We start from the raw sequence: 25731 nt of genomic DNA on the forward strand, positions 1-25731 counted from the left end.
CCGCAAACCGCCGGTTCATGGTTCAATACGCGGTTTACAAATGTAACCTCGGTTTTCGCGGCTTGACTGCCTCCACCCCGACCACTCAGTCCGGCGCTCTGCACCCCGACCCGGCCCGCTACCGGCCCGGCGACCAGACCGCTGATCAAACCGGCGCCAACCCCGGCCGCCGATCGCGCGCCTGGTGGGACTGGAGCGTGCTCGGCATCGCGCTGTTGCTGTCGCTGCCGGTGCTGGTGGTGGTGGGGTTCGTCTTCGTGCCCGCGGGCGATGTCTGGCGCCACCTAGCGGACACGGTGCTGCCGGACTATGTCACCAACTCGCTGCTGCTGATGCTGGGCGTCGCAGGCGGTACCCTAGTGGGCGGGGTCGGCACCGCCTGGCTGGTCAGCATGTGCCGCTTTCCCGGTCGCGGGCTGTTCGAGTGGGCACTGCTGCTGCCCATGGCCATGCCGGCCTACATCATCGCCTACACCTACACCGGCATGCTCGACTACGCCGGGCCGCTGCAGACGACCCTGCGCGACCTCACCGGCTGGGGCTACGGCGACTACTGGTTCCCGGAGATCCGCTCGCTACCCGGCGCGGCGGTCATGCTGTCGCTGGTGCTCTACCCCTACGTCTACCTGCTGTCGCGGGCGGCCTTTCTCAGCCAGTCGCTGTGCGTGCTGGACGTCAGCCGCACGCTGGGCAACGGTCCCTGGCGGACCTTTTTTGCCGTGGCCCTGCCCCTGGCGCGTCCGGCCATCGTCGCCGGCCTGTCGCTGGCGCTGATGGAGACCCTGGCCGATTACGGCACCGTGCAGTATTTCGGCGTGTCCACCTTCACCACCGGCATCTTCCGCACCTGGTTCGGCCTGGGCAATGCCGCCGCCGCGGCCCAGCTCTCCGCGCTGTTGCTGGGCTTCGTGTTTGCGCTGATCCTGCTCGAGCGCTGGTCTCGACGCGACGCCCGCTACCACCACACCAGCCAGCGCGAGTCGTCCATCCGCCGCCTGTCCCTGACCGGCTGGCGCGCAGCACTGGCGTTCGGCTTCTGCCTGCTGCCGCTGCTGTTCGGCTTCCTGTTGCCGGCAACACAGCTGGGCTGGTGGAGCCTGACCGTGGCCCGCACCAGCTTCGACGCCGCATTCCTCACCCTGGCGCTGAATAGCCTGGCTCTGGCCGCCGGTGCCGCCCTGGTGGCCTTGCTGCTGGCCCTGGTCCTGGGCTATGGCCGGCGCCTGTCGCCATCGCGCCGGGTGGGGGCCGCGGTGCGGATTGCCGGCATGGGCTATGCCGTGCCCGGCACCGTGATCGCCGTCGGCGTGCTGATTCCGTTCGCCTGGATCGACAACAGCGTCGACACCTGGATGCGCGCCAGCTTCGGTCTCTCCACCGGGCTGCTGCTCAGCGGCACCCTGGTGGCCCTGGTGTTCGCCTACCTGGTGCGGTTTCTCGCCGTGTCGCTGCAGACCGTGGAGTCCGGGCTGGGCAAGATCCGCCCGTCCATGGACGAGGCCGGACGCTCCATGGGCCTGTCGCCGGGTCAGGTGCTGCGCCGCATCCATGTGCCGATGCTGCGCGGCAGCCTGCTGACGGCGCTGCTGCTGGTGTTCGTGGACGTGCTGAAGGAATTGCCGGCCACCCTGATCCTGCGCCCGTTCAACTTCAACACCTTGGCCGTGCGTGCCTACGAACTGGCCGCCGACGAACGCCTGGCCGACTCGGGACCGGCGGCCCTGAGCATCGTCGCCGCCGGTCTGCTCCCCGTGATCCTGCTCAGCCGCTCCATTACCCGCTCCCGTCATGTCCAATCAGCTTGAGGTCCTCGACGTCAGCGTCGCCTACGGCGACACCCCCGTGGTGCGGGATGTCAGTTTCGTACTCGAGACAGGCAGCATCGGTTGTCTGCTCGGCCCCAGCGGCTGCGGCAAGACCACGCTGCTGCGGGCCATCGCCGGGTTCGAGGCGGTCAGCCGGGGCCAGATCCTGCTGCACGGCCAGCAGGTGTCGCGGCCGGGCATGACGGTGCCGCCGGAGCGGCGGCGCATCGGCATGGTGTTTCAGGACTTTGCCCTGTTTCCGCACCTGTCGGTGGCCCGGAACGTGGGTTTCGGGCTGCGCGGCCTGTCGGCGCGGGAACGCCACACGCGCGTGGACGGGTTGCTGGACCTGGTCGGCCTGCGCCACGCGGCCCGGCAGTATCCGCACGAACTCTCCGGCGGCATGCAGCAGCGCGTGGCCCTGGCCCGCGCGCTGGCGCCGAGACCGGAGATCCTGCTGCTGGACGAACCCTTCTCCAGCATGGATGCGGAACTGCGCGAACAGCTGGCGCGAGAGGTGCGCGACCTGCTCAAGCGCGAGGGCGTCACCGCGATCCTGGTCACCCACGACCAGCTCGAGGCATTTGCCATGGCCGATCTCATCGGTGTGCTGGGACAGGGCGAGGTTCGCCAGTGGGGCACCGGCTTCGGCCTCTACCACGAGCCGGCGGACCGCTTCGTGGCGGATTTCATCGGCCAGGGGGTGCTCTTGCCGGCCACGGTCCTCGACACGATCCAGGTTCGCACCGAGCTGGGCAATATCGCCGGCGCACGGCCCCACGGCCTGGCGCCCAGCAGCGCGGCAGAGGTGCTGATCCGCCCGGACGACATGCTCTACGACGAGTCGAGCCCGCTTCGGGCGGTGGTGGTGGAACGCACCTTTCGCGGCGCGGAATTCCTCTACACCCTGCGCCTGGACAGCGGCGCCCGGGTGCTGTGCCTGGTGCCCAGCCACCACCGCCACGCCATCGGCGACGAGATCGGCGTTCGGCTGCAGGCGGACCATCTCGTGGTCTTTCCGCAACAACAAGGGCCGCGGCCATGACATCAGCACTGCAGTTGAGCGGCGAGCGATTCGCCGCTGTCTACTACATCCGGGCCGAGGGTCCGACACAGGCCGAGGCGCGGGCCCGGGCCATCTGTCTGGAGCAGACTGTGGAGTTTCCGGAGCCACTGATCCCGGAGGCGGCCATCCGCCGCCAGATCGTCGGCGAGATCGCGGACCTGCAGGCCGCCGACCAGGGCGTCTATCGGGCGGTGATCCGCTACCCGCTGGAGGTGGCCGGCGATGAGCTGACACAGCTGATCAATGTGCTGTTCGGCAACGTCAGCATCCAGCCCGGGGTGCGGCTGATGGATTTCACGCTATCCCCCGGGCTGTTCAGGCGCTATCGCGGGCCGCGCTTCGGCATCGCGGGTCTGCGCGAGCGGCTGGGCGTGCACCAGCGACCGCTGCTGTGCACGGCCATCAAGCCCATGGGCCTGTCGCCGGCGCAACTGGCGGACCTGGCCTACCGGCTGGCCCTGGGCGGCATCGACCTGATCAAGGACGACCATGGCCTGGCGGATCAGCCCTTCTGCCGCTTCGACGAGCGCGTCCAGCGGTGTGCCGAGGCGGTGTCGCGGGCCAACCGCGAGACCGGGCAGCAGGCCCTGTATCTGCCCAACGTCACCGGCCCCTTCGCGGACATCTCCCGACGCGCGCATCTGGCCCGCGGGGCCGGGGCTGGCGGCCTGCTGTTCTGCCCGGGCCTGGCGGGGCTGGACAGCATGCGTAGCCTGGCCGACGACGACACCCTGGCGCTGCCGATCCTGAGCCATCCGGCCTTCCAGGGCAGTCTGGCGGTGTCGCCAGAGGCCGGTCTGTCACACCGGGTGCTGTTCGGCCTGCTGAACCGGCTGGCCGGGGCCGATGCCGCCATCTTCCCGCACTTCGGCGGCCGCTTTGCCTACGCCGAGGCGGACTGTCGCGACATCGTCCGCGGCTGCACGCAAGCCATGGCGCCGGAGGGCACGGCAGCCGAAAACGGCGCGGCGGGCGCCAGCGGCATGGCGCCGATCTTTCCGGTGCCCGCAGGCGGCATGCGCCTGGACCGCATCGACGAGCTGGTGCGCTTCTATGGTCGTGACTGCATGCTGCTGATCGGCGGCGATCTGCATGCCCATGGCGATGATCTGGCAGGTAGCTGTCGCCGCTTCCGCGACCTGGCCGAGGCCGCCGTCAGTCACTGACCAGCAGGCCGAACCGCTCCCACGGATGCCCCTGCCAGCGAAGCCCCTGCAGACACGGGTCGCATTGGCTCACGCCGGCGACAGCGCCGAGCTGGCCGTCGATGAGCACCAGTGGCACCCAGGGACGCAGCCAGGCCGGCACCCCGGCGGCCTGGAACACCTGCTTCAGCGCCCGGCTCGGCCCGTTGGCCTGGCGGCAGCGCAGACCCTCTCGGCGAAAACACACCTGCAGCCTGTCCATCCGGCCAACAGCCCGCGGGAGCTGTAGCTCGCCGAGGCCATCCGGCAGCCGCAGGGACCGTCCCGCCTGCCAGCACAGCACAGGCTCGGGCAGCGGGGGCAACGGCGGCAACGCGAACAGGTCGTGGCGGTAGCGCCGCACCTCGCACCCGGGCCAGGCGACGCACGGCGAACGGTCCGGCCGCGCCGGCAGCACCTCGTCGATGATGCGTTGCAACACCCGTTGCCCCGGCGGGCGGAAGCCGTCGCGCATGAGCCAGCGGCGCAACACCAGCCGGGCGCGTGGCCCCGGCAGGGCCGCGACGGCGTCGATGTGAAGGGTTCCCGGGCGGCTGCCCGCCAGTTCCGCAAGGGCGTCGTCGGCGAATGCATCCAGCAGCCCCGCAGCCTCGGCGCAGTGGGCCGCTGAGCGGGCCAGGGTCCGATCCAGCGCCGGCCAGCGCGCCCGCAGCAGGGGCATCACCTGCTGCCGCAGCCGGTTGCGGTCGAAGGCGGGATCGCCGTTGCTCGGGTCGTCGATCCAGCGGATGCCTTCGCGGTGGGCATAGTCCGCCAGGCTGGCGCGGCTGAAGCCGAGCAATGGCCGCAACAGGGTGCCGGCACCCAGAGGTACAGCCAGGGGCATGGCCGCCAGACCATGGGGGCCGCTGCCACGCAACAACGCCAGCAGCAGCGTCTCTGCCTGATCATCGCGATGCTGCGCCGTAGCCAGCAGATCACCCGGCGCCAGCAGCTCGGCAAAGGTCCGGTAGCGGGCGGCACGGGCCAGGGCCTCCAGGCTCTCGCCGGGCACGGGTCGCAGGTGGAGTTTGCGCAGGGTCAGCGGGATGTCCAGCGCGGCGCAGACCCGGGTGCAATGGCGGCTCCAGTCCGCCGCCACCTGTTGCAGACCGTGGTCCAGATGCAGCGCCTGCAGGGTCCAGGTCCGGTTGGGGTCCAACTCGCCATTCAGCTCGGTCTGCAGCGCCGCCAGCGCATGCAGCAGCACGCTGGAGTCCAGTCCGCCGCTGAACGCGACCCACAGCCGCGGGGCCGTTGTTGGCGATGCCGGCGGCGAAACCAGCCAGGGCGCCAGGATGGGCTGCAAGGCCCGCGGTGAGAAGGCGTCCGCCGGCCGGGTCAATCCTTGAATCGACCGTAACCGCGCAGGGCCTCGTAGCGGCTCTCCAGCAGTTGCGGCAGCGGGATGGGATCCAGCTCGGCGGCGCATTCGATGAGCACCTTCTTCAGCATCGCCGCCATGGTGTCGACGTCGCGGTGGGCACCGCCCAGGGGCTCGGGCACCACCACGTCCACCAGATCCAGCTCATACAGCCGGTCCGAGGTGATCGCCATGGCCTCGGCGGCGAGCTGGGCCTTCTCGGCGCTCTTCCAGAGAATGGACGCGCAGCCCTCCGGCGAGATCACCGAGTAGGTGCTGTACTGCAGCATCACCAAGCGGTCGCCAACGCCGATGGCCAGCGCACCGCCGGAGCCGCCCTCCCCGGTCACGGTGACGATGATGGGCACCCGCAACCCGGCCATGACCTGCAGGTTGCGCGCAATGGCCTCGCTCTGGCCGCGTTCCTCCGCACCGACGCCGGGATAGGCCCCCGGGGTGTCGATGAAGGTGAAGATGGGCAACCGGAAGCGCTCGGCCATTTGCATCAGCCGCAGGGCCTTGCGGTAGCCTTCGGGTCTAGGCATGCCGAAGTTGCGGACGATCTTCTCCTTGGTATCGCGGCCCTTCTGGTGGCCGATGATCATCACGGGCCGCCCGTCGAGCCGGGCCAGCCCGCCGACAATGGCTGGGTCGTCGGCAAAGGCGCGATCGCCGTGCAGCTCCTGGAAATCGTCAAACACCCGGCGCACGTAATCGAGAAAATACGGCCGCTGTGGATGCCGCGACAGCTGCGAGATCTGCCAGGGTGTCAGCGCGGAGAAGATCTGCTGCGTGAGCGCCCGGCTCTTGGTCTCGAGGTGGGCGATCTCCTCGGCGATGTTGATTTCGTTGTCATCGCCGACGTGCCGCAGCTCGTCGATCTTGGCCTCGAGCTCGGCGACGGGTTGTTCGAAGGGGAGAAAGTTCAGATCCATGGCGCAGGAATTCTACCCGACCGGCCTGCGCGGGGACAGTCTGGAATTGTCTCTGATCGATGGACGGCACAGATGCCGGCACGAATGGTTGCGCGCACCAGTGCCGGCTTCCGGGGGCATCAGAGGGGGCTCAGCCGCGTCCGGATTCATCCGGACCCTGCGCATCGTCGCTGCGCACACGGACCTGCTGGGCGCCTTCGCGCTCGCCGTCCTTGTCCTTGTCGTTGTCGTACAACTGAATCGGCGCCTTCGGACCGGTCCCCTCCCCGTCGCGGAATAGCCAGACGGCACCGGCGATCATCGCGATTAAGGCCAGCAGCAAAACCAGGTTGGTCGCAAACATCAGTGTTCTCCATCATACAGGTGCAGGTCGCCATTCATCGCCCAGGCGACCGGTCATTCAACCACGGTGACCGGATCACCGACACGCATGCGCGCGAACAGGAACCGGGCGTCTTCGTGCCGCAGGCGCACGCAACCGTGGGAGGCCGCACCGTGCGGGACATAGCCCTCATGCAGCCAGTACGGGCCGTGGAACTGCATGGCATAGGGCATCGGCGTGGGTCGGTCAAAGTAATTCGTGTAGCTGCCCGAGCGCTTGTCCGCATCCTTGGCGGTGATCCGGAACCGGCCCCGAGGAGTCGGATGGGCGTCGGCGCCCGACGAGATCCGACCGCTCCAGACCGGCCGTCCGTCTTCAAAGTAGACGAAACGCTGCGCCGCCAGATGCAGCTCCAGGTGGCGCTGTTCCGCCGGCGGCAGTTGCCTGGGCTCCGGCGGCGGCGGGATCACCGCCTGCGACACCGGTGGTGGCTCGTCGCCACCGGGCTGCAGCGCTTCCGGCATCGGCGTTGCTGCCCCGAACGCGGAAACACCAGGCTGCAGGCTATTCTGGTATCCATTCGCGTCCTGCGGCCTGTCCTCGGGCACCGACAGGGCCGACTTTTGGGCGCATCCTGCAACCACGAGCACGGCACCCGGGACGACACACAGGGCGGACAGCAGGCGACGGATCATGTGACAGCATGGTCCATGGATTCTTGCCGGATTCAATTGACAATCATCAACCCAAATCTGATCCGGGTCCGCATAATACCCGCATGCAAATGCCAACAGAACCTGCGCGGGCTCGGCGCCTGCGACCGCCCAACAACGGGCCGCGCATTCGCCGTGAAAAGCGCACCATGGAGGCGATGCTCGGCATCTACTGTCGGCATCACCACGCCCCGCTCTCGGGTCCGGGGGACAGTACGGGCAAGCGCCTGTGTGCGCAGTGCACGCACCTGCTGCAGTACGCCCTTCAGCGACTCGATAATTGCGTCATCGGCGAGCTCAAGTCCTGCTGCGACGAATGCGACAATGACTGCTACAGCAAGTCCATGCGCACGCAGATCAACGCGGTGCTGGACTTCGCCCGCCCCCGCCTGACCCTGCGGCATCCGCTGCTCGATCTGCTGCAGCGCCTGGACCGCTTTCGCGGCCGGCGCTGAAGCAATCGAGGCCTGCGCAGAGGCTGGCGCAGGGCCCATCGCACTCCGTCAGCCGATCGGCGCCACCCCCATCAGCCACTGGTGCAGGCCGAGGATGAACGCCACATAGATCCCAAGGCCAAGCACCAGTGCCAGCAGGTCGTTCCAGCGCCCCGCCGGTGCACCGGGCACCGGCGGCCCCGCCCGCCGTTTCAGCGAGATGCGATCCGCCACCGCCCAGGCCAGGAAGCCGCCGAACAGCAGCACGTCTGCCAGGGTGCCGTTTGCCAGCAGGTGGGCCAGCGCCCAGAACTTGACCGCAAGCAGCATCGGATGCCTGGCCGCACGCGCGATCCGGCCCGGCAGATAGGTGGCCAGCAGCAGCGGAAACACCGGCAACAACAGCAACAGGGCGACATGCCGCATCCAGGTCGGCGCCGAATACAGCACCACCGGATCCGCCACCTGTCGTGCCGCAGCATAGCCCTGCACGATCAGGATCAGCCCAACCAGCGCGACGACGCCATACAGCAGCTGCCACGGCAGCACGCCGATGCGCCCCACCAGCTGCGCGCGCACGGAAGGCGCAAAGATCGACACGGAATGCGAGCCCAGAAACAGGACCAGCCCAAGGACGAGGAGCAGCATCGAAGAATCTCCCGCTCAGTTTTGAACAATAACGGATGGTGGCGTGCTGATTATTGGCCCTGGTCCGGACCCTGGTTCCAATCAGGAAGCCCAATAGATCAGCGGCTGCAGGGTTTTCAGGCCTGCGACGCGACCGTGTCTTCCGACGCATCCCGGGGCGCGTCATCCGGCGCCTTCCGCGGCCAGGCGCCGAGGATGGCCTGCACCAGGGTCGCCAGCGGAATGGCAAAGAAGATGCCCCAGAAGCCCCAGATGCCGCCGAAGACCAGGATGGCGACGATGATGGCCACCGGATGCAGATCCACCACTTCGGAAAACAGCAAGGGTACCAGAACATTGCCGTCCAGCATCTGGATGATCAGGTAGGTGATGGTTAGCCAGACGAACTGCGGACCCCAGCCCCACTGGAACCAGGCAATCAGCACCACCGGGATGGTGACCACCGAGGCACCGATGTACGGGATGATCACCGAGAACCCCACCAGCAGCGCCAGCAGCATCGCGTAATTGAGCCCGAACAGGGTGAAGGCCACGAAGCTGACCGCCCAGACGATCAGGATCTCCCAGAACTTGCCGCGCACATAGTTCGAAATCTGCCGGTCCACATCACGCCAGACGGTCCCGGCGATGCCCCGGTGCCGGGGCAGGTAGCGGCGGAACCAGGCGATGATCAGGTCCTTGTCCTTGAGAAAGAAGAACACCAGCAGCGGCATCAGCACCAGATAGACCAGCATGGTGATGATGCCCACCACGGACGACAGGGAGACCGACAGCAGCTGCTGTCCGAAGTTGCCGATCTCACGCCGGATGGCGCCGATGACCTCGTCGATCTGTTCCAGCGTGATCAGCTCCGGATAGCGCTCCGGCAACGCCACCAGCGCCTTCTGCCCCTCCGCCAGCATCGACGGCAATTGCTGCACAAGTTCCGACACCTGGCGCGACACCAGCGGCAGCACCCCAAGCAACACGGACGCCACGAACAGCAGGAACAGCACGAACACGACGGTCACGCTGAGCAGTCGCGGCAGGCCCCGCCGCTGCAGCAGCCCGACGATGCCCTCCAGCAGGTAGGCGATGACGACGCTGGCCAGGACCGGCGTGAGCATGCGCCCCATGGTGGCGAGCACGGCGAACAGGATCAGCAGGAAGACTGCCAGAAAGACGATCTGCGGATCCGAGAAGTAACGACGGAACCACTGGGTCAGGATCTGCATCGGCGCGGTTTCCGCACTCCGGTTTGTTCAGGTCCCCGACGGGTCGTCCGGCGCGCCGTTGCCGCTGTCGTGCGCATCGAAGCGCGACGCGAACAGCTGCTCCAGTTCATCGATCACGGCCTGGGCGTCTCGCCCGTGCAGCACATGCGCCGCCATCAGCGTCGAGGTCTCGCTGAGCATTGTACCCCCGTCGAGCATCGGGTAGGTGCGCCGCAGGCGCTTGATGGCGGCGATCACGGTTTCCTCCGCCGGCCGCGATTCCGGCCGCGGCGTGGTGGGCTGCACCTCTACCGGGGACGAGGCGGACGCACGCTGTGCCAGAAACTCGGCGAACGCCAACAGGGTCTCGCGATTCGGCCCGTCCAGGGCGCGGAACAGCTTGCCGAGCCTGCGCTCGGCGTTGGAGCGGATGTCAGGAAGCATGGCCTGGCCTGCAGAAGCTCATGAGTGGTGCAAATGCGATGTCGGTTTTCGCGGCTTCGGTGTCGGCCGTCGCGGGACACCGACTGGCGGGCGCGCGGGGCGTCGCATCGACCCCGGCGGGCGGGCTAGTCTGTCTGCAACTTGCAGTAGGCGCGGGCGAATTCCAGCAGTTCCTCCATCACCCGCAGCTTGAACTTCTGCTTCTGATGCACGAAAGAGAACGGGCGGAACAGCGGCGGGTCCAGCGTCAGGATACTCAGCGTCTGCAGTCGCAGTTCCTTCTGAACCGTCGCCCGGGAGACCACGGACACGCCCATACCGGCCTCCACCGCCCCCTTGACCGCCTCCGGGCTGCCCAGTTCCATCGCCACCTTCAGACCGGCGGCGCAGTCTGGCAGCGCCCCCAGGTAGTCGTTGATGACCTCGCGGGTGCCAGACCCCTCCTCGCGGCAGATGAACGGGTATTCCAGCAGATCGTGGAAGGGGATCTGGCCGCGCCCGGACAACGGATGCCCCGGCGGCACGATGGCCACCAGCTGATCCTGCTTGCAGGGCTCGACGACGAGGTTCTTGTTGCCCACCGGCGACTCCACCACGCCCAGGTCGATGGCGTTGTTCTCGACCATCGACACGATGCCCTCACTGTTGGACACCTTGAGGTGGATCGACACCTCCGGGTAGCGGTTGTTGAAGTCGCCCAGCAGCGTCGGCAGCATGTATTCGGCAATGGTGGTGCTGGCGCCGATGGTCAGCGCGCCGCTGATCTCGCCGGTGAGCTCGCGCACGCCGTTTTCCATCTCGGCATAGAGCTCGAAGATGCGATCGGCGTACTCGAACACCCGCCGCCCGGCATCCGTCAGGCTAATCCGGTTGTGCGTCCGGTCGAACAGCCGCGTGTTGAAGTGCTCCTCGAGCTGGCGCACCTGAAAGGTCACCGCCGGCTGCGTCATGTGCAAGGTCTCGGCCGCCTTGGTGAAACTCAACAGCCGCGCCACGGTATAGAACACCTGCAGTCTGCGGTCTGCCATGCACCACCCCCTCGCCTTGGTCTCGATAAGCGGAGCTTATAGCACAACGCCCAGACCTCCGGGGGGTTTCATCGACTTTCACGCGGGTTTAGCCCAGGACCCGTTCAGCTCCCGCAGGGTGCTGCTGGCCTGTGACGGCAGAAATGTCGCAAATACAACGCCTTTTGTTGAAAAGCACCACATCGCTTGAAAATCAACAACAAACTGGCGTATAGTTACCACGCCCGAGAGCGAGCTCCAGCGTGAGCACCAGAACAACCGTCGGACGCGGCAGGCCCCGGGCCGCAGCGACCAGCCCGACCACGACGAGGAGGACCTCCCTTGACAACGCATCGACGCTTTCGCCGCGCCGCTCTTCCGGCGGCTCTGCTCACCGCCCTCGCAGCCGGTCCCGCGGCACAGGCGTCCGGGTTTGCGGTGCCTGAATCCTCGGTCGCCGGCCTCGGCACCGCCAATGCCATGGTCGCCAACCCGGACGAGATCGGCGCCTTTGTCTACAACCCCGCCGCCATGGCGTTCCACGACCAGAGCTCCCTGGCCGTCGGTGCCCTGATGATCGGCCCGGACTTCAGCGTGCGCACCGACAGCGGCAGCCACGACAGCGCCGGCGCCGACTGGCTGGCCGCCCCCATGTTGCAGGCCGCCCTGCGCATCAACGATCAATGGTCGGTGGGCCTGGGCGTCACCGCCCCCTTCGGCCTGGAGACGCGCTGGGAGACAGGCACCTTTCCGGCGCTGACCAACTCCGCGCCACTGCCGAGTCCGCCCTTCCCTGCTGGCAACACGATCCCGCTGAGCCCGCAACCCACTGCCAGCGAGCTGGAGATCGTGGACATCAACCCAACCGCCACCTACCGGGTCAACCAGCATCTTGCGCTGTCCGCCGGCGCGGACATCTACTGGGGCAAGTCGGCGCAGCTCAACTCGTCCATCACTCAGCTCGAGGGTGACGGCACGGGCCTGGGCTTCAATGTCAGCGCCCTGTATGTCAAGGATGCCCTGAGCCTTGGCATCAATTTCCATTCCGCCGCCACCGTCGAACTGGACGGCACCTATTCCGTGCTCGATTCGAACCTGGTCGCCACCCAGTTCAGCGCCCCCAGCCAGAGCGGCGAACTGGACCTGGACCTGCCCTGGCGGCTGCAGCTCGGCATCCGCTACGAGGTCACGCCACAACTGGCGGTTGAAGTGGACTGGACCCGCACCGGCTGGAGCGAGTTCAAGGAGATCAAGGTCATCGGCGACCTGAACGGCGACACCATCGTGCAGGACACCAACGACTGGAGCGACGCCAACGCCTACCGTCTGGGTGCCACCTATCAGCTCACCGACCAGACGCAGCTGCGATTTGGTTACTCCTACGACGAGACCGGACAAGAAGACGACTACTTCAGCCCCCGCATCCCGGACAACGATCGTCACCTGTTCAGCCTTGGCGTCAGCCACGCGCTGCAGGATGGCTGGCAGGTGGAGGCCGGCTATATGTACGTGATGATCTCGGAGCGAGACGTCCGCGGCAGCCGGCCCTATGCCGGCGCGGGCCCTGAGATCAACGGCACCGATGCCGTGGCCGGCAAGTACGAGGCCCATGCCCACCTGGTCGGCCTCGAGGTGAGCAAGCGGTTCGATCTGTTCTGACGCCGGCCCCGATTCCCCCAACGCGCGACGCCCGTCGCGCAACCTTCAAGGCCGCCCATTGGGCGGCCTTTTTTTCTGCGCTCGGCGACGACCAATCAGCGGCAGGCGCCCGAATGATTTCGAGCAGGACCAATCGATCAGGCGGGGCATGCTGTCGGATCGCTCTGACGGTTGAAGCAGACCGACCGTGCAGACCGAACCAACGCGCCTGTTCAGATGTAGAGGCAGATATCGCTGTCGCCGGCGAACTCGAAGAAGGCCGCCGCTCCGGCATACTCGATGCCGTCGATGAAGGCCGAGGTGTCCATGTCGAACAGGTCCACCGTCATCTGGCAGGCGATGAACTTCACCTCGGCCTCCTGGCAGAGCTCGCGCAGCTCCTCGACGCTGGCGACGCCCTTTGACTTCATCTTCTGCTTCATCATCTTGGTCATCACGGACTGCATGCCAGGCAGCGCCGTGCCGAGCACCGGGAACCACTTGTCCATGCCCATGGGCATGGGCATGCCGGGATTGCCCAGCGGCGAGACCTCCAGCGTGAGATCCTTCTTCAGCAGTTGCAGGCCGTAGAAGGTGAAGAAGATCTGCGTCTGGTAGCCCAGGGCCGCGGCCGTGGACGCCAGAATGAATGGCGGATAGGCCCAGTCCAGCGAGCCCTTGGTGGCGATGATCGCCAGTTTCTTTTCATCCATCGGTGCCTCCTGATGGACCCCGACCGGGCGGAGTCCGGTTATTATGTTCCAGCGCCTGGTCAGAGTGTCCTGATCGGCTTTTTTCTTGATCAGCCCTTCTGGATCAGCTCTTCTTGATCAGGAAGTGGAACTTGCCGCCCTCTTCCTTCGACTCCATGAGCTCGTTGCCGGTCTGCTTGGCAAAGGCGTCGAAGTCCTTCACCGACCCGGGATCAGTGGCGATGACGTGCAGCACCTGACCGCCCTCCATGCCGTTGAGGGTCTTCTTGGCCCGCAGAATGGGCAGTGGGCAATTCAGACCGCTTGCATCCAGTTCCTGATCGAAGTCTGCCATGTCGTGTAACCTCCGGCGTTTTTGTGGAAAGACGCCGACACCACGCCGTCAGCGGGGCATCGGCAAAGGGTCTGGGTTATAGGCCAAACGGAAGCCGAGTGCAAGGCGGGCGCAACATGGGCGCAAGCCGGGCTCGTGCGATGAGCCCATTGCCAGCGTGGGGCGACGTCTGCTCAGGCCGCGTCAAGCCGGCCGATCTGGTAGCCGTGCCGCGCCCAGGCGATGATGCCGCCGCGCAGATTCAGACTGTTGCCGATGCCCTGCTGCTCCAGGAACTGGCAACAGTGATGGGATCGCGCGCCGCTGCGACAGTACAGCACCACGTCCTTGTCCTTCGGCAGTTCCGCGGCCCGCAGGGGGAGCAGATGCATCTCGATGTGCATCGCCCCCGGGATCGCGCCCTGGGCGACCTCGGCCGCGGTCCGCACATCCACCAGCAGCAGATCCTCGCCCGCCGCGAGCCGCGCCTGAAGGGTTTCGGAATCGATCTCGTTGACCACTAGATGAACTACCCCTTAGCCAAGTATTTCAGTATATTAATGAGTCGTGACAGAGACGGCAAGCGTGGCATCGTCGCGGCGGCGAGAAAACACCCCTCGGCCTCGCGCCCAGCCTCGCTCCCGGGCCTCGCGCCCAGGCTCCCGCGCCATGCCCCGCACCAGTGCGGCGGGGCCGATTGCCCCATTGCCCGAAATCGGTGACCCGAACCCATGGAATACCTACCCATTTTCCTCGACGTGAAGAATCAGCCCTGCCTGGTGGCCGGCGGTGGCCCGATTGCGCATCGCAAGCTGGAGAACCTGCGCCGGGCCGGCGCGCACATCCGCCTGGTGTCGCCCCGGCTGGTGCCGGAACTGGAGCCGCTGGTGGGACTGCCGCAGATCGACTGGCATCAACGGCCGTTCGAGGACAGCGACCTCGACGACGTCCGCCTGGCTGTTGCCGCCACCGATGACCGCGACGTGAATCGGCGCATCGGCGCCCTGGCGCGGGCCGCCAACGTGCCGGTGAACGTGGCCGATCAGCCCGCCGACTGCACCTTCATCATGCCCTCGGTCATCGACCGCTCGCCGGTGGTGGTGGCAGTGTCCACCGGCAGTGCATCGCCAGTGCTGGCGCGCATGATCCGGGCCCGGCTCGAGTCCCTGGTGCCGGCGGGCTATGGCCGGCTGGCGGACCTGTGCAGCCGCTATCGCGATCGCGTCAAGGACCGCTTCGTGCGCCAGCGTGACCGGCGCCGATTCTGGGACCAAGTGCTGCAAGGCGGGGTCGCCGAGCGCGTCTTCTCCGGCCATCTCGAAGAGGCCGATGCAGCCATGGAGCGGGCCCTGGCCGCGGACGGTGATCCAACCGACATGGGCGAGGTCTACCTGGTCGGCGCCGGCCCCGGCGATCCGGACCTGCTGACCTTCCGCGCCCTGCGCCTGATGCAGCAGGCCGACGTGGTGGTGTACGACCGCCTGGTGGCCAAGCCGATCATCGACATGGTGCGGCGCGACGCCGAGCACATCTATGTCGGCAAGCAGCGCAACCAGCACACCATGCGCCAGGAAGAGATCAATCGGCTGCTGGCACGCCTGGCGAAACAGGGACATCGGGTGCTACGGCTCAAGGGCGGCGATCCCTTCATCTTCGGTCGGGGCGGCGAGGAGATCGACACCCTGGCTGCGGAGGGCATTCCGTTCCAGGTGGTCCCCGGCATCACCGCCGCCAGCGGCTGCGCCTGCTATGGCGGCATCCCGCTGACCCATCGCGACCATGCGCAGTCGGTCACCTTCGTCACCGGCCATCTCAAGGATGGCAGCATGAACCTGAACTGGCCGCAGCTCGCCCAGCCCAACCAGACCGTGGTCTTCTACATGGGTCTGGTCGGCCTGCCGATCATCGTCGACCGACTGCAGCAGCACGGCGTGTCGCCGGACATGCCCGTGGCCCTGATCCAGCAAGGCACCACGCACATGCAGAAGATCTACGCCGGCACCCTGTCGAACATCATCGAACGGGTGCAGGCAGACCCGCCGGAGCCGCCGACGCTGGTGATCGTGGGCGAGGTGGTGAAGCTACGGGAGAAGCTGGGCTGGTTCACCACCACCCGCGACCCCGCCCAAGGCGCCACCACGCCGGTGCTGCCGGGGGCCTGAAGCCCCGGCGGGGCGTGCCCGGGCCGGGCGGCGATCTACTGCGCTGCGTTTGCCCCCGCGCGCACCGTGGTCAATCCTAGGGACTCCCAGGCCTGCAGGCCGCCCCGATACCATTTCAGCCGATGGGCCGGGTAGCCCATGCCCGTCAGGGCCTTGATGTTGGTGGGCGACTGACCACACCAGGGGCCGTTGCAAAAGAACACCAGCGTCTTGACGCCGTCGAAGTTCCAGATACCATCGCCACGGGCGGCACCGAACTCCAATTGCAGCAACTCGGCGATCTGCTCTGCGCTCGCATAGGCCGGGTCCAGACTGCTATAGGGGATGTTGACACTGCCGGGAATGGTGCCCCGGGCCACCTCTTCGGCACTGCGTGAGTCGATGACCAGCACGCCCTGATCCCCGTCGCCGGCGCGGCGCAGGAAGCCGATCAGCTCCAGCTCGCCGATGGTTTCGACCCCCGGCGCCAATTGCATCGGCTGGATGCAGAACGGCGGGCAGGCCCGCGAGGTCAGGCCGTAGGGCGGCTGGATGGTGTGCCCCGGGTCCTGATGACGCATCAACAGCACCGATTCGCCGGCATGCTCGACGGTCAGATGCGACAGCGACTCGGTAATGCGAACATCCAGCCGCTCCAGATCGAACACGCCATCCGACGGATCCGCCGCCTGCACCGCGGCGGTCCAGCCGCCCATCAGCAGCGACAGCAGCCAGACATCATGTATGCGTTTCATGCCCCTCCTCCTGTTTTGTTCTCCGCTCCGCCAAATGGAATGGCAGCCGGCCGATGACCCCTTCCAGCACCACACCCACCCCGCGGCGCTGGCAGCGCGCCCGCGGATGGCTCATCAATCTGCTGATCGTCATCGTCGTCTACTTCGGCATACAATGGTATCAGTCACGCTCGATGGCCAGTGATGACGCCCCGGATTTGCGCGGGACCACGCTGGCCGGCGAGTCGTTCGACCTGCGCAACTGGCGCGGGCAGCCGGTGCTGGTGCACTTCTGGGCCGTCTGGTGTCCGGTCTGCAAGCTCCAGGCCGGCGCCATCGAGGCGGTGAGCCAGGACCATGCCGTGATCACCGTGGCGATGCAGTCCGGCAGCCGGACGGAGGTGGATGCCTACCTGCAGCAGCAGGGACTCCGGTTCGCCACCATCCCGGACCCGTCCGGCGCCATCGCCAGCGCCTGGGGCGTGCATGCCGTGCCGGCGAGCTTCATCCTCGACGGCGCCGGCGAGATCCGCTTCACCAGCCCCGGCTACAGCACCGGCGCCGGCCTTCGCGGCCGGCTCTGGGCCGCCTCGCAACTGGACTGACCCGAGCCGATCCCGTCGCGCCCGCCCATTTGCCGAAGGACTCCAAGCCAAAGGACCCGAACCCCATGCACTCCCCCACCCGATCCTTGCTCCTTGTCATCGGCCTCGGTCTTGGCGGCAGCCTGCTGCTGACAGGCTGCGGCGATGACCCCCTGGGCGCCGACAACCGCATGGCCCTGCTGGCCCTGGGAAAATGCCGTCACGACCAAGCCCTGCAGATGACCGACAACGCCATCGCCCGGGGCACCGAACACAACGCCCAGAAGGCGCTGCTGCTGCAGGCGGCCATTCTGCGCGATCAGGGCGACATCGCCGCGGCGGAGGTGCTCTATCCGCGCATCGCGGCCGCCTGGGAGTCGGTAAAGGGGCGCCCGCTGACCGAAGAGCGCCGGGAGCGGGACATCCGCCTGTTCCTCGATGTGGCCCGTAACGAGCGACTGGCCAACGGCCTGCCGCCGGATTGTCGCACCGGCGACAGCAGCAGCGGCGACAGCAACGCCGCTGCACCGACGCCAGGCGCCTCGCCAAGCAACCCGGCCAGCCGGCCATGACGTCAGCGGTCGGGCCCTCCGCGGCCATTGATCCGGCATCCGCTTACCAGGCGGCCATCGCCGACGGGGCATTTCAGCCGGATCCGGCCCAGGCTGCGGCGGCGCAGCGTCTGAGCCGGCTCTATGACGCACTGCTGAAGCAGCCGTCGGCATCGAGGGCAACGCCCGGTCGGCTCGCGCGCCTGCTGCGCCGCCGGCAGGCCGACGAGCCATCCGGCGTCCGGGGGCTGTACCTCTGGGGCGGCGTCGGTCGCGGCAAGACCTGGCTGATGGATCTGTTCGTCGCCGCCCTGCCCTCAGCGGACAGGCGACGGGTCCATTTCCACCGCTTCATGCAGGGGGTTCACGCGGACCTCAACCGGCTCAAGGGCCAGCCCGACCCGCTGCGCATCATCGGCGCCGAGACCGCCAGCCGCTGTCGGGTACTGTGCCTGGACGAGATGCAGGTCAATGACATCACCGACGCCATGATCATGGCCGGACTGCTGAAGGCCCTGTTCGACCATGGAGTCACTCTGGTGACCACATCCAACATCCCGCCGGACGGCCTCTACCGGGCCGGACTCCAGCGCGACCGTTTCCTGCCGGCCATCGACCTCATGCAGCGCCATTGCGAGGTGCTGGAACTGGCCAGCCCCACGGATTATCGGTTGCGTCAGCTGGAGCAGGCCTCCACCTACCTCAGCCCGCTGAACGACGCCGCCGAGCAGGCGCTGGCGCGGCAGTTCGACGCCCTCAGCACGCCACGCCGCCGGCGTGGGGAGCCGGTCACCATCAATGATCGGGCGATTCCCGCGGTCGCCTGGGACGACGGCGTGGTCTGGTTCGACTTCGACGTCATCTGCCATATCCCGCGCTCGAAGCTGGACTATGTGGAAGTCGCGCGCTGTTTTCATACCCTGCTGCTGTCGCATGTGCGCCGGCTCGGCGACGAGCACACCAATATCGCGCATCGGCTCATCAGCCTCATCGACGCGGTCTACGACTGCAACGTCAAGCTGATACTGAGCGCCGAGGCACCGCCCGAGACCCTGTACCAGGGCCGCGATCTGGCGTTCGAATTCCAGCGTACCCGCAGCCGCCTGATCGAGATGCAGTCGCGGCAGTATCTCGCGCGGCCGCATCTGGCTTGACGGAAAGACGCCAGCGATGCGCGATCAAAAAAAATCAAACGGTGTTGATGATTTCGCTTTCACTGCCGCCGTCATGTCTGTATGCTGTACGAAAATCAAGGTGGCGTGAACCAGACGTCACGGCAAGAATAATCGAGGACATCCCCACGGTTTTATTCCCGATTTCGGCAGGCGATTCGTCGCCTCCGCAAATCCCATGCCCGATTGGCGCATCGGTCGGGCTGGGACTTCACTGTTCCTACGATGCGTGCTTTCCTAGAGAGACCTTAATCTGATGAATATCTATGTTGGCAATTTGGCCTACGGCGTTACCCAGGACGAATTACGCGAGGCCTTTGCCGCCTTCGGCGAAGTCGAGAGCGCCAATCTGATCACCGACAAGTTCACTGGCGAGTCCAAAGGCTTCGGCTTCGTCGAGATGCCGAACAACAGCGAGGCCGACGCGGCCATCAAGGCCCTGAACGAGCAGCCGCTGAAAGGCCGCCCGATCCGCGTCAACCAGGCCAAGCCGCGCAGCGACCGCGGTCCGCGCAGCGGTGGTGGCGGCGGCGGTCGCCGCTGGTAAGCACTGAAAGGCCGGGGCCGCCCGGGTCCCGTGGCCAGCTTGCCTGGCCCGGGATCCGACCGACCCCGTGCTCGTGCGGCCACCAAGGCCAGCGCAGCCACAGGCTACGCTGGCCTTTTCATTTTGGCGGTTCCGATTGCCGAAACCACGATGAAACTGCTGCTGTTGCTACTGCTGCTCATACCGGGCTGGCCGGCGGTCCTCGCCGACACCGCTGCATCGGGTTCACCATCGAATTCACCCCCGCCCCTGCAACTGGCCCTTCAGTGGACACCGCAGAGTCAGTTTGCCGGATTCTATGTCGCCCAGGCCCGGGGCCTGTATGCCAAGGCCGGGCTCGACGTCCGGTTGCTGCACGCCGACAGCGAGCGCTCCTCGCTGCAACTGCTGCAGTCCGGTGACGCGGACCTGGCTACCGCCTTTCTCGCCGACGCCCTGATCGCCGCCGCTGACACGCCGGACACCAATGGCCTGGCGCAGGTGGCGCAACTGGTGCAGTACTCCAACCTGATGCTGGTGGCCTGGAAAGGGCTGGGCATCGAACAGGCCGAGGACCTCGACGGCCGGCTGGTCAGCCACTGGCAGGGCGCCTTTTCCGCCAGCTTCGCGGCCTTTTTCGACGCTCAGGGCGTCGAGCCGAAGGTGATCCCCCAACATGGCTCCATCAACCTGTTTCTCGATCAGGGCGTAGCCGCCTGCGCGGCCATGGAATACAACGAGCTGCACCACATCTGGCAGGCGGGCGTGGACTACGACAAGCTTACCCGCTTTCGCATGCGCGACTTCGGCTTCGGCTTTCCGGAAGACGGCCTGTACGCACGCGCCGACTGGATCGCACGGCATCCGGAGCAGGCGCTCGCCCTGCGCCAGGCAACGTTGGCGGGCTGGGCCCATGCCCGGACGCACCCCGAAGAGGCCATCGACCTCGTGCTGGCACAGGCCCGGGATGCCGGCATTCCGGCCAATCGCCCGCATGAGCGCTGGATGCTCACGCACATGCTGAAGGCGATCTTCCCGCCAAGGGCCTCGGCACAACAGGCCGGCGCGCTGGACCCGGACGCCTTCGACGACAGCGTCCGCACCCTGCGTGCGGCCGGCCTGATCGACCAGCCGCCGACATTCACCCGCTTCGCTCCGCTGGAACCGGATCCCGCCGCCCGCTGACCCCGCGCCCATCGGTAACAAGGCCCGCCCAGCCACCGGGGCGGCGGCCGCCCAGAACTGGACTCGAACTGGCCAAGCGCTGCCTCAGTACTGTCGGGTTGATCCATGTCGCGTCGTACTGGTGCGGCTCATGTCACAATATGAGATTTTGCGACACTCAACCCCCTGTCGGTCATACCGTCTCGAACCCCGTCTAGAACCCAGTCTCGAACCGACACACCATGATCAAGCGCCTTCTCCTCGTCCTGCTGTTTCTCGCCGCCTTGCTCGCCGGTCTCGGCTACCTCAAGTTCCAGCAGATCCAGGGACAGATTGCCCTGTTCTCGCAACCGGCACCGCCCAAGACCGTGCTGGCGACCCGGGTCGAGACCAGCACTTGGCAACCGCGGCTGCACTCCGTCGGCGATGTGCAGGGCGCCCAGGGCGTGCTGGTTAACAACCAGGTCGCCGGACAGGTGCAGAACATCCTGTTCGAGTCCGGTGACCTGGTGCAGGCCGGACAGCCCCTGGTGCAACTGGATACCGAGGTGGATGCGGCCGATCTGGCGGGCCTGATGGCGTCGCTGGAGCTGGCCGAGACCCAGCTCAAGCGCAACCAGAAGCTGCTGCGTGACCGCGCCGTGTCCCAGGACGACTTCGACGAGATCAGTGCCCAGGTGTCCCAGGCCAAGGCCCAGGTGCAGGCCAAGCGCGCCCTGATCGAGAAGAAGACCATCCGCGCCCCGTTCGACGGCCAGCTGGGCATCCGGCGCGTGGACCTGGGCCAGTTCCTGCCCGCCGGGTCCGCCATCGTCGAACTCGAGGCCCTGGACCCGGTGTACGTCGACTTCGCGCTGCCGGAGCGGCACCTGGCCAGGCTGCACACCGGCCAGACGGTCCGGATCACCGTCACCGCCTACCCGGGGCAGATGTTCGAGGGGCAGATCCAGGCCATCAATCCGACGCTCGATCGCAACACCCGAAATGTCCGGGTACGCGCACTGCTGCAGAACCCCGAGCGGCAGCTGCGCCCGGGCATGTTCGCCCAGGTGGAGACGCTGCTGCCCGCGCGCGACCAGGTGCTGACCCTGCCGCGCGAGGCCATCACCTTCAACACCTATGGCGACAGCGTCTTCGTCATCCAGCAGAAGGACACCGACACGGAACCCCAACTGCAGGTCCAGCGGCGGCAGATCCGCACCGGCGAGGTGCACGCCGACCGCATCGAGATCCTGGACGGCCTGGAGGCCGGCGAACGGGTGGTGGCAGTGGGTCATGTGAAGCTCCGCAACGGTGACCAGGTGCGCATCGCCGAGGACGACAAACCGGCCGACCAGGCGCCGGCCCCCGCCGGGGCGCCGGCACCATGAGGTTCACCGATATCTTCGTCCGCCGGCCGGTACTGGCCAGCGTCATCAGCCTGCTCATCTTCATCCTCGGCCTGCGTGCCCTGGCCGGTATGGAGGTCCGCCAATATCCCGAGACCAGGAACACGGTGGTCACCATCACCACCGTCTATCCCGGCGCCAGCAGCGAACTGGTCAAGGGCTTCATCACCACCCCGCTGCAGCAGGCCATCGCCGAGGCCGACGGCATCGACTATCTGACCGCCACCAGCAGCCAGGGGGTCTCGGTCATCGAGGCCAACATGCGCCTCAACTACGACCCCAATGCCGCCGTCGCCGAGATCCAGGCCAAGGTGGCCAGCCGGCTCAACGTGCTGCCGGAGGCGGCCCAGAACCCGGTCATCGACTCCACCACCGGCGATGCCACGGCGCTGATGTACTTGGCCTTCTACAGCCGCGACATGGCGCTGCCGCAGATCACCGACTACCTGATCCGGGTGGTGCAGCCGCAACTGCAGGCACTGGAAGGGGTGGCCAAGGCGGAGCTGTTCGGCAACCAGACCTTTGCCATGCGCATCTGGCTCGACCCGGCGCGCATGGCCTCGCTGGGGGTCTCCGGTGACGACGTCTCCCGCGCACTGGAGGCGAACAACTACCTGGCCGGCATCGGCCAGCTGCGCGGCGACCGGGTTCAGATCGATCTCAAAACCACCACGGATGTCAGCAGCGTCCGGGATTTCGAAAACCTGGTAGTGCGCACCGAGGACGACATCCTGGTGCGCCTCAGCGACATCGCGGACGTGGAACTCGGCGCCGCGGATTACGACTCCGCCACGCTGTACAAGGGTATCCCCGCCATCTTCCTGGCGGTGGAACAGACACCGGGTGCCAACCCGCTGGACGTGGCCAAGCGCGTGCATGCGCTGATGCCAGACCTGCGCGGGCAGTTCCCCGAAGGTCTGGAGGTAAACATCCCCTACGATGCCAGCGAATTCATCGCCGAATCCATCCGCGAGGTATTCCAGACCCTGGCCGAGGCGGTGCTGATCGTGCTGCTGGTGGTGTTTCTGTCCCTGGGCTCCATCCGCGCCGCGGTGGTGCCGTCGGTGGCGGTGCCGCTGTCCATCGTCGGCGCCGGCTTTCTGATGCTGTGGATGGGCTTCTCCATCAACCTGCTGACACTGCTCGCCATGGTGCTGGCCATCGGCGTCGTGGTCGACGATGCCATCGTTGTGGTGGAGAACGTCCACCGTCACCTCGAGATGGGCAAGTCCGGCCTGGAGGCGGCCATCGACGCTGCCCGCGAGCTCAGTCTGCCTATCCTGGCCATGACCACGACCCTGGTGGCCGTCTATGCCCCCATCGGTTTCATGGGCGGGCTGGTGGGCTCGCTGTTCGTGGAATTCGCCTTCACCCTGGCCGCCGCGGTGCTGATCTCCGGCATCGTGGCACTGACCCTGTCGCCGATGATCTCTGCGCGCGTGCTGCACGCCGGCAAGGAGCAGGGCCGCTTCGAGCAGGCCGTGGAGCGGTTCTTCCAACGCCTGGCGACCATCTACGGCAAGGCCCTGCACGGCTGGCTGAGGTACCCCGGCATCACCCTCCTGCTGGCGGTGGTGGTCATCGGCAGCATCTATGCCATGTACGGGATGACCAAGAAGGAGCTGGCACCCACCGAGGACCAGAGCGTGTTGTTCTTCATCGGCACCGCGCCGCAGACCGCCAGCATCGACTACAGCGTCGAGGCGGTGCAGCAGCTGCAGCAGGTGTTCGAGCAGTTTCCCGAATACCAGGAGAGCTTCATCGTCGCCGGCATGGGCGGCGACACAACCGCGACCTTCGGTGGCTTCAAGATGGCCCAGCCGTCCGAGCGTGAGCGCTCGCAGACGGAGATCCAGCCACAGCTGCAGGTGGCCCTGGACCAGGTACCAGGGCTGCAGACCGTGGTCTTCCCGCGGCCGAGCCTGCCATCGCCGGGGCGCGGCATGCCGGTGGAGTTCGTGCTGGTGTCCGACCTCGAGATCGAGGAGCTCGACGGCTATGCCGACCAGCTGGTCGGCACCGCCATGGCCAGCGGCAAGTTCCTGTTCCTGAAAAAAGACATCGATTACACCCGTCCGCGCATCACCATCGACATCAACCGCGATCTGGCCGGTGACCTCGGCATCGACATGCAGGACCTGGGCCGCAGCCTGGGGGTGATGCTGAACCAGGACCGGGTGAACTGGTTCAGCCTGGCGGGGCGCAGCTACCAGGTGATCCCCCAGGTGGACCAGAGCGCGCGCAACGACATGACCGCCATCGAGCAGTACCACGTGCGCAATGCCGAGGGCGAACTGGTGCCGCTGTCGACCCTGGTGCAGATCCGGCAGGACGTTGTCCCGTCCAAGCGCACCCAGTTCCAGCAGCTGAACTCCATCACCCTGAGCGGCGTCATGACGCCAGGCCTGGCCCTGGGCGAGGCCCTGGACTACCTGGAGCAGACCAGCGGTGAGCTGTTTCCGCGCAACGTGCGCTGGGACTACATGGGCGAATCGCGCCAGTTCCGCGCCGAGGGCGGCGCGCTGGAGGCCACCTTCTTCCTCTCCATCCTGGTGATCTATCTGGTCCTGGCCGCCCAGTTCGAGAGCTGGCGCGATCCGTTCGTGATCCTGATGTCGGTGCCTTTGTCCATTGCCGGGGCGCTGGTATTCCTGTTCCTCGGCTTTTCCAGCATCAACATCTACACCCAGGTGGGGCTGATCACCCTGGTGGGCCTGATTGCGAAGAACGGCATCCTGATCGTGGAATTCGCCAATCAGGTGCGCCAGCACGAGCAACTGGACAGGCGTGCCGCAGTGGAACGCGCCGCCCGGATCCGCCTGCGCCCGATCCTGATGACCACGCTGGCCATGCTGGTGGCGATGATCCCACTACTCACCGCCAGCGGACCGGGGGCGGTCAGCCGCTTCGACATCGGGCTGGTCATTGCCACCGGTCTCGGCATCGGCACCCTGTTCACCCTGTTCGTGGTGCCGGCCTTCTACGTGCTGCTGGCCTCGCCGCAGGTCCGGCAGGCTCAAGACCCCGGTTGATCCTTCGCCGAACCGGCGCGCCGGGCCGTACGCGAACCGCTCAGGGGCCCGCCGGTCAGCACCGCCCGCATGGCCTGGTCCGTGGGTACATCCAGCCGGCTGACCTGGTCGGGGCGTAGATACAGGGTGTAGCCGCCTACCTGGTAACTCATGGGCAGGTAGACGGCGATGCAGCCTTGCCCGTGGTCCGCGTCCTGCTCCTGCCCCGACAGCGGCAGGTGTGCCGGCTCCTGCATGACGAAGCCCACCAGGCGCGCCCCCTGCAACTCCACCACCACCGGCCGCCCCAGGGTCTGCCGATCGCCGTTTCGGCCAAAAAACCGTGCCACGTCCTTCAGCCCCTGGAACAAGGTCTTGATCAGCGGGATGCGGTCGATGACACGTTCCGCCAGTCCCAGCAGCCAGCGCACCAGGAACAGATTGGCCAACAGCCCCGCCGCCAGGGTGATGCCGATGCCGACGGCCAGCCCCATGCCCGGCAGATACCAGGCCTCCGGCAACAGCTGCCGCAACAGCTGACCCATCCATTGCTCGGCGGACCGGCCGAGCCAGACCAGCAGCGCCAGGGTGATGGCCAGCGGCGCCAGTAGCGCAATGCCCTGCAGGAACAGGTTGCGCAACCGGGCCAGGGTCGAGGCGATACGCATCAGGCTGTCTCCCG

26 protein-coding genes are annotated in these 25731 nt (G+C 66.8%); 13 read left to right on the top strand and 13 right to left on the bottom strand.

The genetic code is table 11. The annotated features are described in order from the left end of the window. The first annotated feature begins 197 nt into the window (after nt 1-197). Genes F2Q65_RS13235 through F2Q65_RS13245 form a run of 3 tightly spaced genes read left to right on the top strand, consistent with a single transcriptional unit; the run spans nt 198 to nt 4037 of the window. Nucleotides 198-1805, top strand: a complete 1608-nt coding sequence (locus F2Q65_RS13235; RefSeq protein WP_246156215.1) for an ABC transporter permease — start codon at nt 198-200, stop codon at nt 1803-1805. After that, complete coding sequence (locus tag F2Q65_RS13240) at nt 1789-2850, top strand: ABC transporter ATP-binding protein (RefSeq protein WP_150093889.1); 1062 nt, start codon at nt 1789-1791, stop codon at nt 2848-2850. Before F2Q65_RS13235 ends, F2Q65_RS13240 begins: the two co-directional genes overlap by 17 nt. Further along, a complete protein-coding gene (locus F2Q65_RS13245) occupies nt 2847-4037 on the top strand; it encodes a RuBisCO large subunit C-terminal-like domain-containing protein (RefSeq protein WP_150093890.1) in 1191 nt (396 codons plus the stop codon). Before F2Q65_RS13240 ends, F2Q65_RS13245 begins: the two co-directional genes overlap by 4 nt. Here the strand turns inward: F2Q65_RS13245 and tilS are convergent. The 4 genes from tilS to F2Q65_RS13265 form a co-directional block, all read right to left on the bottom strand. Beyond that, on the bottom strand, nt 4027-5400 hold the full coding sequence (gene tilS, locus F2Q65_RS13250) for a tRNA lysidine(34) synthetase TilS (RefSeq protein ID WP_246156213.1): 1374 nt from the start codon (nt 5398-5400) through the stop codon (nt 4027-4029). The genes F2Q65_RS13245 and tilS overlap by 11 nt on opposite strands. After that, on the bottom strand, nt 5397-6353 hold the full coding sequence (locus tag F2Q65_RS13255) for an acetyl-CoA carboxylase carboxyltransferase subunit alpha (RefSeq protein WP_150093892.1): 957 nt from the start codon (nt 6351-6353) through the stop codon (nt 5397-5399). Before F2Q65_RS13255 ends, tilS begins: the two co-directional genes overlap by 4 nt. Nucleotides 6354-6483: 130 nt before the next feature. Then, complete coding sequence (locus F2Q65_RS13260) at nt 6484-6696, bottom strand: hypothetical protein (RefSeq protein ID WP_150093893.1); 213 nt, start codon at nt 6694-6696, stop codon at nt 6484-6486. A 53-nt stretch (nt 6697-6749) separates the two neighbouring features. Continuing rightward, on the bottom strand, nt 6750-7199 hold the full coding sequence (locus F2Q65_RS13265) for a L,D-transpeptidase (protein WP_170265701.1): 450 nt from the start codon (nt 7197-7199) through the stop codon (nt 6750-6752). A gap of 254 nt (nt 7200-7453) precedes the next feature. Between F2Q65_RS13265 and F2Q65_RS13270 the strand changes: the two genes are divergently transcribed. Continuing rightward, nucleotides 7454-7843, top strand: a complete 390-nt coding sequence (locus tag F2Q65_RS13270; protein WP_170265703.1) for a nitrous oxide-stimulated promoter family protein — start codon at nt 7454-7456, stop codon at nt 7841-7843. 48 nt (nt 7844-7891) lie between these two features. Here F2Q65_RS13270 and F2Q65_RS13275 read toward each other — a convergent pair whose 3' ends face one another. The 4 genes from F2Q65_RS13275 to F2Q65_RS13290 form a co-directional block, all read right to left on the bottom strand. Then, nucleotides 7892-8470, bottom strand: coding sequence for an NnrU family protein (locus F2Q65_RS13275; RefSeq protein WP_150093896.1), 579 nt, complete (start codon nt 8468-8470; stop codon nt 7892-7894). A gap of 116 nt (nt 8471-8586) precedes the next feature. Then, nucleotides 8587-9684 (bottom strand): AI-2E family transporter, encoded by a 1098-nt coding sequence (locus F2Q65_RS13280; protein WP_150093897.1) that lies wholly within the window; start codon nt 9682-9684, stop codon nt 8587-8589. A gap of 27 nt (nt 9685-9711) precedes the next feature. Next, the gene (locus F2Q65_RS13285) at nt 9712-10107 is read right to left on the bottom strand and encodes a hypothetical protein (protein WP_150093898.1); all 396 of its coding nucleotides are present in this window, start codon (nt 10105-10107) and stop codon (nt 9712-9714) included. 125 nt (nt 10108-10232) lie between these two features. Next, a complete protein-coding gene (locus F2Q65_RS13290; protein ID WP_150093899.1) occupies nt 10233-11135 on the bottom strand; it encodes a selenium metabolism-associated LysR family transcriptional regulator in 903 nt (300 codons plus the stop codon). A 321-nt stretch (nt 11136-11456) separates the two neighbouring features. On the opposite strand from F2Q65_RS13290, the gene F2Q65_RS13295 reads away from it, so the two are divergent. Then, entirely contained in the window at nt 11457-12773 is a 1317-nt protein-coding gene (locus F2Q65_RS13295) for an OmpP1/FadL family transporter (protein ID WP_150093900.1), read from the top strand. Between the two features lie 212 nt (nt 12774-12985). Here F2Q65_RS13295 and dsrE2 read toward each other — a convergent pair whose 3' ends face one another. The 3 genes from dsrE2 to F2Q65_RS13310 all read right to left on the bottom strand — a co-directional run bounded on the left by dsrE2 (nt 12986) and on the right by F2Q65_RS13310 (nt 14299). Next, nucleotides 12986-13465, bottom strand: coding sequence for a sulfur carrier protein DsrE2 (gene dsrE2, locus F2Q65_RS13300; protein ID WP_150093901.1), 480 nt, complete (start codon nt 13463-13465; stop codon nt 12986-12988). Nucleotides 13466-13568: 103 nt separating this feature from the next. Continuing rightward, the gene (locus tag F2Q65_RS13305) at nt 13569-13799 is read right to left on the bottom strand and encodes a sulfurtransferase TusA family protein (RefSeq protein ID WP_150093902.1); all 231 of its coding nucleotides are present in this window, start codon (nt 13797-13799) and stop codon (nt 13569-13571) included. A gap of 173 nt (nt 13800-13972) precedes the next feature. Then, nucleotides 13973-14299, bottom strand: a complete 327-nt coding sequence (locus F2Q65_RS13310) for a rhodanese-like domain-containing protein (protein ID WP_150093903.1) — start codon at nt 14297-14299, stop codon at nt 13973-13975. A gap of 210 nt (nt 14300-14509) precedes the next feature. On the opposite strand from F2Q65_RS13310, the gene cysG reads away from it, so the two are divergent. Beyond that, nucleotides 14510-15940, top strand: coding sequence for a siroheme synthase CysG (gene cysG / locus F2Q65_RS13315; RefSeq protein WP_150093904.1), 1431 nt, complete (start codon nt 14510-14512; stop codon nt 15938-15940). Between the two features lie 35 nt (nt 15941-15975). Here cysG and F2Q65_RS13320 read toward each other — a convergent pair whose 3' ends face one another. Next, a complete protein-coding gene (locus F2Q65_RS13320) occupies nt 15976-16674 on the bottom strand; it encodes a rhodanese-like domain-containing protein (RefSeq protein WP_150093905.1) in 699 nt (232 codons plus the stop codon). 53 nt (nt 16675-16727) lie between these two features. Between F2Q65_RS13320 and F2Q65_RS13325 the strand changes: the two genes are divergently transcribed. The 7 genes from F2Q65_RS13325 (at nt 16728) to F2Q65_RS13355 (ending at nt 25070) form a co-directional block, all read left to right on the top strand. Then, on the top strand, nt 16728-17258 hold the full coding sequence (locus tag F2Q65_RS13325) for a protein disulfide oxidoreductase (RefSeq protein ID WP_150093906.1): 531 nt from the start codon (nt 16728-16730) through the stop codon (nt 17256-17258). A gap of 65 nt (nt 17259-17323) precedes the next feature. Next, on the top strand, nt 17324-17809 hold the full coding sequence (locus F2Q65_RS13330; RefSeq protein ID WP_150093907.1) for a hypothetical protein: 486 nt from the start codon (nt 17324-17326) through the stop codon (nt 17807-17809). After that, entirely contained in the window at nt 17806-18942 is a 1137-nt protein-coding gene (gene zapE / locus F2Q65_RS13335) for a cell division protein ZapE (RefSeq protein ID WP_150093908.1), read from the top strand. The genes F2Q65_RS13330 and zapE overlap by 4 nt, the downstream gene beginning before the upstream one ends. A gap of 274 nt (nt 18943-19216) precedes the next feature. Beyond that, a complete protein-coding gene (locus F2Q65_RS13340) occupies nt 19217-19507 on the top strand; it encodes an RNA recognition motif domain-containing protein (RefSeq protein WP_150093909.1) in 291 nt (96 codons plus the stop codon). A gap of 150 nt (nt 19508-19657) precedes the next feature. After that, complete coding sequence (locus F2Q65_RS13345; protein ID WP_150093910.1) at nt 19658-20671, top strand: ABC transporter substrate-binding protein; 1014 nt, start codon at nt 19658-19660, stop codon at nt 20669-20671. A 221-nt stretch (nt 20672-20892) separates the two neighbouring features. Next, complete coding sequence (locus F2Q65_RS13350; RefSeq protein WP_150093911.1) at nt 20893-22020, top strand: efflux RND transporter periplasmic adaptor subunit; 1128 nt, start codon at nt 20893-20895, stop codon at nt 22018-22020. Next, entirely contained in the window at nt 22017-25070 is a 3054-nt protein-coding gene (locus tag F2Q65_RS13355) for an efflux RND transporter permease subunit (protein ID WP_150093912.1), read from the top strand. Before F2Q65_RS13350 ends, F2Q65_RS13355 begins: the two co-directional genes overlap by 4 nt. Here the strand turns inward: F2Q65_RS13355 and F2Q65_RS13360 are convergent. Then, nucleotides 25055-25717 carry a DUF502 domain-containing protein gene (locus tag F2Q65_RS13360; protein WP_150093913.1) on the bottom strand — a complete coding sequence of 221 codons (663 nt, stop codon included), beginning with the start codon at nt 25715-25717 and terminating at the stop codon, nt 25055-25057. The two genes, F2Q65_RS13355 and F2Q65_RS13360, sit on opposite strands and share 16 nt — an antisense overlap. Nucleotides 25718-25731: the final 14 nt, after the last annotated feature.

The sequence above is a fragment of the Thiohalocapsa marina genome (genome assembly GCF_008632335.1).
Classification (GTDB): domain Bacteria; phylum Pseudomonadota; class Gammaproteobacteria; order Chromatiales; family Chromatiaceae; genus Thiohalocapsa; species Thiohalocapsa marina.

Excerpts from the sequence above, each read along its gene's own strand:
- F2Q65_RS13240 (WP_150093889.1), top strand. The coding sequence starts at position 1,789 with ATGTCCAATCAGCTTGAGGTCCTCGACGTCAGCGTCGCCTACGGCGAC.
- F2Q65_RS13245 (WP_150093890.1), top strand. The coding sequence starts at position 2,847 with ATGACATCAGCACTGCAGTTGAGCGGCGAGCGATTCGCCGCTGTCTAC.
- F2Q65_RS13255 (WP_150093892.1), bottom strand. The coding sequence starts at position 6,353 with ATGGATCTGAACTTTCTCCCCTTCGAACAACCCGTCGCCGAGCTCGAG.
- F2Q65_RS13260 (WP_150093893.1), bottom strand. The coding sequence starts at position 6,696 with ATGTTTGCGACCAACCTGGTTTTGCTGCTGGCCTTAATCGCGATGATC.
- F2Q65_RS13265 (WP_170265701.1), bottom strand. The coding sequence starts at position 7,199 with ATGCCGGAAGCGCTGCAGCCCGGTGGCGACGAGCCACCACCGGTGTCG.
- F2Q65_RS13270 (WP_170265703.1), top strand. The coding sequence starts at position 7,454 with ATGCAAATGCCAACAGAACCTGCGCGGGCTCGGCGCCTGCGACCGCCC.
- F2Q65_RS13275 (WP_150093896.1), bottom strand. The coding sequence starts at position 8,470 with ATGCTGCTCCTCGTCCTTGGGCTGGTCCTGTTTCTGGGCTCGCATTCC.
- F2Q65_RS13280 (WP_150093897.1), bottom strand. The coding sequence starts at position 9,684 with ATGCAGATCCTGACCCAGTGGTTCCGTCGTTACTTCTCGGATCCGCAG.
- F2Q65_RS13285 (WP_150093898.1), bottom strand. The coding sequence starts at position 10,107 with ATGCTTCCTGACATCCGCTCCAACGCCGAGCGCAGGCTCGGCAAGCTG.
- F2Q65_RS13290 (WP_150093899.1), bottom strand. The coding sequence starts at position 11,135 with ATGGCAGACCGCAGACTGCAGGTGTTCTATACCGTGGCGCGGCTGTTG.
- dsrE2 (WP_150093901.1), bottom strand. The coding sequence starts at position 13,465 with ATGGATGAAAAGAAACTGGCGATCATCGCCACCAAGGGCTCGCTGGAC.
- F2Q65_RS13305 (WP_150093902.1), bottom strand. The coding sequence starts at position 13,799 with ATGGCAGACTTCGATCAGGAACTGGATGCAAGCGGTCTGAATTGCCCA.
- cysG (WP_150093904.1), top strand. The coding sequence starts at position 14,510 with ATGGAATACCTACCCATTTTCCTCGACGTGAAGAATCAGCCCTGCCTG.
- F2Q65_RS13320 (WP_150093905.1), bottom strand. The coding sequence starts at position 16,674 with ATGAAACGCATACATGATGTCTGGCTGCTGTCGCTGCTGATGGGCGGC.
- F2Q65_RS13325 (WP_150093906.1), top strand. The coding sequence starts at position 16,728 with ATGACCCCTTCCAGCACCACACCCACCCCGCGGCGCTGGCAGCGCGCC.
- F2Q65_RS13330 (WP_150093907.1), top strand. The coding sequence starts at position 17,324 with ATGCACTCCCCCACCCGATCCTTGCTCCTTGTCATCGGCCTCGGTCTT.
- zapE (WP_150093908.1), top strand. The coding sequence starts at position 17,806 with ATGACGTCAGCGGTCGGGCCCTCCGCGGCCATTGATCCGGCATCCGCT.
- F2Q65_RS13340 (WP_150093909.1), top strand. The coding sequence starts at position 19,217 with ATGAATATCTATGTTGGCAATTTGGCCTACGGCGTTACCCAGGACGAA.
- F2Q65_RS13345 (WP_150093910.1), top strand. The coding sequence starts at position 19,658 with ATGAAACTGCTGCTGTTGCTACTGCTGCTCATACCGGGCTGGCCGGCG.
- F2Q65_RS13350 (WP_150093911.1), top strand. The coding sequence starts at position 20,893 with ATGATCAAGCGCCTTCTCCTCGTCCTGCTGTTTCTCGCCGCCTTGCTC.
- F2Q65_RS13355 (WP_150093912.1), top strand. The coding sequence starts at position 22,017 with ATGAGGTTCACCGATATCTTCGTCCGCCGGCCGGTACTGGCCAGCGTC.
- F2Q65_RS13360 (WP_150093913.1), bottom strand. The coding sequence starts at position 25,717 with ATGCGTATCGCCTCGACCCTGGCCCGGTTGCGCAACCTGTTCCTGCAG.